General features: G+C 61.1%; 8 protein-coding genes. 6 read left to right on the top strand and 2 right to left on the bottom strand.

The features are described from left to right. Positions 1-448: leucine zipper domain-containing protein (locus ACLP2E_RS19230; RefSeq protein ID WP_442466844.1), on the bottom strand; the 448-nt coding region annotated here is incomplete at its 3' end. 47 nt (positions 449-495) lie between these two features. On the opposite strand from ACLP2E_RS19230, the gene ACLP2E_RS19225 reads away from it, so the two are divergent. The 5 genes from ACLP2E_RS19225 (at position 496) to ACLP2E_RS19205 (ending at position 3955) form a co-directional block, all read left to right on the top strand. Then, positions 496-774, top strand: a complete 279-nt coding sequence (locus ACLP2E_RS19225) for a SulP family inorganic anion transporter (RefSeq protein ID WP_442466843.1) — start codon at positions 496-498, stop codon at positions 772-774. Between the two features lie 103 nt (positions 775-877). Beyond that, on the top strand, positions 878-1216 hold the full coding sequence (locus ACLP2E_RS19220; protein WP_442466842.1) for a SulP family inorganic anion transporter: 339 nt from the start codon (positions 878-880) through the stop codon (positions 1214-1216). A gap of 103 nt (positions 1217-1319) precedes the next feature. After that, positions 1320-1601 (top strand): hypothetical protein, encoded by a 282-nt coding sequence (locus tag ACLP2E_RS19215; protein ID WP_442466841.1) that lies wholly within the window; start codon positions 1320-1322, stop codon positions 1599-1601. Positions 1602-1698: 97 nt separating this feature from the next. Next, a complete protein-coding gene (locus ACLP2E_RS19210) occupies positions 1699-2742 on the top strand; it encodes a CBS domain-containing protein (RefSeq protein WP_442466840.1) in 1044 nt (347 codons plus the stop codon). An 88-nt stretch (positions 2743-2830) separates the two neighbouring features. Next, complete coding sequence (locus ACLP2E_RS19205) at positions 2831-3955, top strand: alpha/beta fold hydrolase (RefSeq protein ID WP_442464527.1); 1125 nt, start codon at positions 2831-2833, stop codon at positions 3953-3955. Between the two features lie 338 nt (positions 3956-4293). Here ACLP2E_RS19205 and ACLP2E_RS19200 read toward each other — a convergent pair whose 3' ends face one another. Further along, on the bottom strand, positions 4294-4509 hold the full coding sequence (locus ACLP2E_RS19200) for a DUF2924 domain-containing protein (RefSeq protein ID WP_442466845.1): 216 nt from the start codon (positions 4507-4509) through the stop codon (positions 4294-4296). 496 nt (positions 4510-5005) lie between these two features. Between ACLP2E_RS19200 and ACLP2E_RS19195 the strand changes: the two genes are divergently transcribed. Beyond that, positions 5006-5755: fatty acid cis/trans isomerase (locus ACLP2E_RS19195; protein WP_442466839.1), on the top strand; the 750-nt coding region annotated here is incomplete at its 3' end.

Raw genomic sequence — 5755 nt, 5'->3', positions numbered from 1 at the left:
TGACCGGCTCAGCGGGCTCAAGATCGCGCATGCGGCTCAACCTGGCGCGCCTAAGAATGCGGCTGACGGTCGCCGTCGAGACACCGGTAAGCTTGGCAATATGCTTTCCGGTGAAGCGCTGGCGGCGTAGAGCGATGATGTCATCGACCAGCGCTTGTGGAGTGGGTCTGCGGAGGCGATGCGGGCGCGAGGAGGCGTCGGACATTCCTTCTGCACCAAGCCGACGGAACCGTTCGGCCCATTTGCGGGCGGTCTTGGCGCAGACGTGGAAGGCGGCGGCGACTTCGGCGACCGACTGGCCGCCTTCAACGACACGACGCGCTAATTCCGCTCGACCGTGCGAGGTCAAACGGGCATTCTTATGGATGTTCATCCGGGCCTCCGGGAAAAGGTGAAGCTTCGCAACTCCATCTTCCTCGGTCCGGTCCGGATGGACAACCTTTTGCAAGCTCACATCTAGAACCTGATTCGTCTCTCGCCGCCGTCATTCTCGGCGTGGTCCTTCCGCTTTCCGGCGGCGATCCGGCGCGCGCCGCGTCACTGGCGAGCATAATGGCTGTGGTGTCAGGTCTCGTCTGCATACTGGCGGGCGCGGCCCGGTTGGGCTTCGTGACGGAACTGCTCTCCAAGCCTATTCGCTATGCTTATATGAACGGGATCGCGCTGACGGTGCTGGTCAGCCAATTGCCGAAATTCTTCGGCTTCTCCGTCGAGGCCGACGGACCGTTGCGGAAGCTCTGGGCATCGCCCAAGCTGTCGCCCAGGGCAAGGTGAACTGGGTGGCCTTTGCTATCGGCGCAGGGGTTCTCGCCGTGATCTTCGCGCTGAAAACAACAAGCGCTTTCCGGCGATTCTGATCGCGGTCGCCGGAGCGACTTTGCTGGTCGACGTCTTCAACCTTACGGAACGGGGCGGTCTTTCCGTCCTCGGGCCCCTTCCGCGCGGATTGCCGGCTTTCTCGTTTCCCTGGGTCGACGCCGACGCGCTCGTCCCGGTTCTGATCGGCGGTTTCGCCGTGGCCATGGTTTCCTTTGCCGACACCAGCGTGCTGTCGCGCGCCTATGCTGCGCGAGCGCGCACGAATGTCGATCCAAATCAGGAGATGATCGGCCTTGGCGCCGCCAATCTGGCCGCCGGTTTCTTTCAAGGTTTTCCTGTCAGCAATTCAGCGCGGGAAATTATGGCCTTGCAATGCACTGCATGGTGCAGTATATAAAATTGCATCAATCAGTGCAATAAGGGTTGCGCATGGAATTTCGCGATGGTTCAGCCAGGGACGGCTCAAAGGTCCGGCGAGGGGGAGGGCGAGAGAGGCCATCGTGGAGGCCGCCGAGCGTCTGTTCTTCGAGCGCGGTTTCCTGCAGCTCCACAGGCATTCCGATTACGACGGCTTTCTCCGCATGCTGATGGTCGATTCTCGTGAGTTTCCTTGGATCGCCGACAGTTTCGACGCCGTTATAGATCCTCAAACTGGCCGCGGATTGGGTCGCGAAAGCCTACCCGTTTCCGAAGCCGAGTCGATCGACGAAACCATCCATATGTTCGGGCTGCACTATCGCGGCCCGCGATTCGCAGGGCGCGCGCACGATCGCGAGGGATAGGCCGTTCCGGTTGATCCGCCCGCAAAACTGTCAAGCTCAACGCCTCGAATCGCATTCGAAATGAAACCGCATTCTGCTCGCACAAAAGGAGACCGCCATGTTGGATATCGCCCGTTCCATCGAGCGCAAATGCGCCAGTGACGTGATGACCTCGCGGGTCGTCACCGTCGGGCCGGATGACACCGCCCGCGCGGCGGCGGAGGCGATGCTGCGTCTTCATGTCAGCGGCCTGCCGGTTGTCGATAGCGAGGGCCGGCCGCTCGGCGTCGTCAGCGAAAGTGATTTCCGCTTCTCCGACGCCACGACGCGCGAGAGGCAGCGCGAAGCCTGGGTGGCCGTTCTGGCCGGCGGCCAGGACATCGCCGCGAACTATCTCGACGCGCTGGAGCGGGAGGGCGAGACAGTGCGCCAGATCATGTCCAAGCCTGCGCTCTGCGTCGATCAGGACGCGCCGATCGCCGGAGTCGCCGACCTGATGACGCAGCATCGGGTCAAGCGCATCCTTGTTACGCGACTGGGAGCGGTGGTCGGCGTCATCACCCGCGCCGACCTTTTGCGCTTCTTCGCGCCCGGGGAGCGAAAGCCGGCGATGCCGGTGACGTCGGAAGCCGTTGAGGCCTTGGGCGAGGACATTCGAATTGCGCTGGCGAAGCTGCGACCGACGGCGCCCCCGCCGCCGCCGGCGCCGGCGCTGCCGGCCGAAGCGCCGCAGGGAGCGGTCACCGCCGCGAGCCTCAAGGAAATGGTGAACGCCTTCGAGCGCGACAAGGCGCAAATGAGAGACGAGGCGTCGTGGCAGGCGCATAAAAAGCGCAATGAACTTGTCAGGGAGCTCCTGGCCGCCCGCTTCACCGAGACCGAATTCGTCAATCTCGTGAGCTTTGCGAGCGAGGCGGCCCGCCGCGGCGAATCGGGCGTCGCGGCTTTGACTTTTCCGGCCGCCCTTTGCACGGACGGCGGTCGCGCCATCAACCAGCCGGATCCCGACTGGCCGGCCACCCTGCGCGGCAAGGCGGCGGATTTTTTCCTGCGCTGGGACAAGCAATTGCGGCCACTCGGTTTCGCCCTCTCCGCGCGGATCGTGAGCTTTCCGGACGGCTTCCCGGGCGACGCCGAATTGTCGCTGGTCTGGGGCCGATGACGCCGCGCTTCATGTTCTTTTTCCTTCAACCCAACGAAGTGTGGCGTCGCTCGCGGTGACGACGTCCAACATCAGGAGGCCTTTCGGTATGTCCATGCAGAAAACAGATGTGATCACGCAACCTGACCCGGCGCTGTCAAGCGTTCCCTTGTTCTGGCCGCTCCTGGCCACCCACAAGATTGCGCAAGACGGGCTGGATCTCTTCGTTCGCAACGCAAAGGCTCTCAACGAAGGGGTCAAGATCTTCGAAGAATTGCGCCCGCAGCTCGCGACGCCCAATGAACCCAGGCTTGAGCTGAGGACAATGACCTTGCGCGATTATGGCCGGCCGTCGCCGCTTCCGACGCTCGTCGATGCGCCCTTTGCCGGGCATTCCGCGGTGATCGCGGACTTTCGCGAGGGGCAAAGCCTAGTCGCGACCTTGCTCGAAAATGGCGTCGGCCATGTCGCTCTCACCCACTGGAAGTCGGCGACTCCGGACATGAAGGATTTCGACATCGACAATTATCTGGCCGACATGGTCGTCGCAATCGACGATCTTGGCGGGAAGGTCAATCTCGTCGGCCTGTGTCAGGGCGGCTGGATGTCGGCCATGATCGCGGCGCGTTTCCCGGAAAAGGTCAATTCTCTGGTGCTCGCAGGCTCGCCCATCGATACCGAGGCGGGCGACGGCCCGTTGAAAAAGATGGTCAAGCTGGCGCCGCCGCACTTTTACGAGGATCTTGTCGCGGCGGGCGGCGGCCTGATGCGCGGCGACGTCATGTTGCAGGGATGGAAGAACATGAATCCGTCCCAGCATTACCTGCGCGAACCCGCCGAGCTTCTGCTGCATATCGACGATCCGGATTATGTCAAGAAGACGGAAATATTTGCGAGTTGGTACGAGCATCCTCTCGACCTCCCCGGCCGTTGGTACCTTCAGGCGATCAATCAACTGTTCAAGGAAAACCGCTTCTGCAAAGGCGAGTTTGTCGGCCTTGGGCGCAAACTGAACCTGCAGAACATTGTCTGCCCGACCTTTCTCCTCGCAGGAGAAAGCGATGACATCACCACGCCCGAGCAAGTGCTTAATGCCGAAAAGCACATAGGAACGCCAAGAGACAAAATCGTCTCGCGGATCGCGCCCGGCGGTCATATCGGGCTTTTCATGGGCGCGAGAACGCTTAAGGAAACATGGCCGCAGATCGCGAAGTGGATTTCCTTGCAGTCTTGAAGTGACGGCAAGAACAAGAATGGCCTGCCGATATCAGCGGCAGGCTCAGTATTTTTGGTGTTTTTCTATTTCCGCGCCCGCGCCTCAGCGTCTGCAGGGCAGGGCGGTCCAGCTAGGCGCCGGACAGACTGTCGTCGTCAACCTGTCCTGAACAAGGCTCCAGCCTTCGTGAGCCTGGCTCTTGTAATAGGCCTCACAAGCCTCTCGCTGCGCGTCAAGGGAGTTGAAGGCGAGATCGAGATTATGTTCTGTCGAGTGACGCCTGGAGTCTCTGGACATTTGTCTGCCGCTTGAACGGCGAAGGCGCCGGGACAGCCCGCGTTTCCTTCGGCGCTCCTTCAGGTTCTCCCCGCAGCCCAAAGAAGCGCGGACCGTTCCAGTTTGTGCGTGCCGGTGATTTTCTTGGCGATTGCCGACAGGCTCGCATAAGTCTTGCCCTGCGAGGTAAATCCGTCGGCGGCGACGAAAACCTCATCCAGCTCGCCGCGAAATTCGCGGACGATGACCGCGCCGATTTTCAAGTGCCGAATCGGCGCGCCATTCTTCTTCGCCAGAGAGCCGACGAGTTTGCGGACATGCGGAGAGAAGGGCGCGTCGATCCGCGGCGCTGCTCAAAGCAGACTTTCCCCACGCAACCCTGGAACAAGCTCGCCCCTGCGCCTGAAGTCATCACGTCAATCGGAAAGCGCCCGAAATTCGCGGCGCCTATTGCTCTCGATGTTCGGGTTTGCCAAAAAGCCGCTTTGAATGCACAGTCCCGTCGCAACTGCCGCTCATTCGGTAATGGCCGGAATAGCATTGTGCTCCGGGTCGAGCAGGGCCGAGACATTGCGATTCCGGCGGCAAGTCGTCGGCGGCGCCTCATTTTTGCTGAAGCCCAATCGGCCGGAATTGCTCATGTCTCAATGGCTTCGTCGTTTCGGCTTGCTTATCGCCCTTTTCCTATTTGTTGGGGCTCTCGCCATCGGGTTTTACGCCTTACGGTTTTGGAGCGAACACGGCGAGGCCGATTCCCGGCGTTACGACAGGCCGGCCGCATCTGCCGGACTCGTGAGTTACCGAAAGCAGATCGAACCCATTCTCGAAAACCGCTGTGTCGTCTGCCACGCCTGCTACGACGCGCCTTGCCAGTTAAAACTCGGAAGTTGGGAGGGGATCGCGCGCGGCTATAGCTCCGAGAAGGTCTATGACGGTTCGAGAATTGTCGAGGCGCCGCCGACGCGTCTGTTCGTCGACGCGCAAAAAGCATCCGAATGGCGGAAGAAAGGCTTTTATCCGGTATTGAGCGAATACAGGAACTCGCCGGAGCAAAATCGGTCCTCGAGTCTGATCTATCGCGTTCTCGCGTTGAAACAGGCCCATCCGCCACCTGTCGCCGGCCTCGCGCCGGATGTTCTCGATTTCGGCATTGATCGTCAGCAGAGTTGCCCGAAGATCGAGACTTTCGAAATTTATCAAAAAACCCATCCGCTCGCCGGTATGCCCTTTGGCTTGCCGGGCATAGATCCGGCGGATCAGGATCTGATAGTTCGATGGCTCGAACAGGGCGCACCAGATGAGGGGCCGGCGCCGCTATCGGCGCAAGAGGAAGCCGAAATCGCCGAATGGGAGCGCTTCCTGAACGGCGCTTCGCTCAAGGAGCGGTTGATGAGCCGCTTTTTATACGAGCATCTGTTTCTGGCCCATCTTTATCTGAACGATGCGTTCGAAGGGCCTGCCTTTCGTCTGGTGCGCAGCGAGACGCCGCCGGGACAGGCGCTTTCCATCATCGCGACGCGGCGGGGGGGGGGGGGGGGGGGG

It is taken from the genome of Rhodoblastus sp. (assembly GCF_052145335.1).
Lineage (GTDB): Bacteria > Pseudomonadota > Alphaproteobacteria > Rhizobiales > Beijerinckiaceae > Rhodoblastus.
This window is presented reverse-complemented; position numbering and strand designations above follow the sequence as displayed.

Bases quoted from the DNA above. Each gene is read 5' to 3' on its own strand.
- ACLP2E_RS19205 (WP_442464527.1), top strand. From the start codon at position 2,831: ATGTCCATGCAGAAAACAGATGTGATCACGCAACCTGACCCGGCGCTG.
- ACLP2E_RS19210 (WP_442466840.1), top strand. From the start codon at position 1,699: ATGTTGGATATCGCCCGTTCCATCGAGCGCAAATGCGCCAGTGACGTG.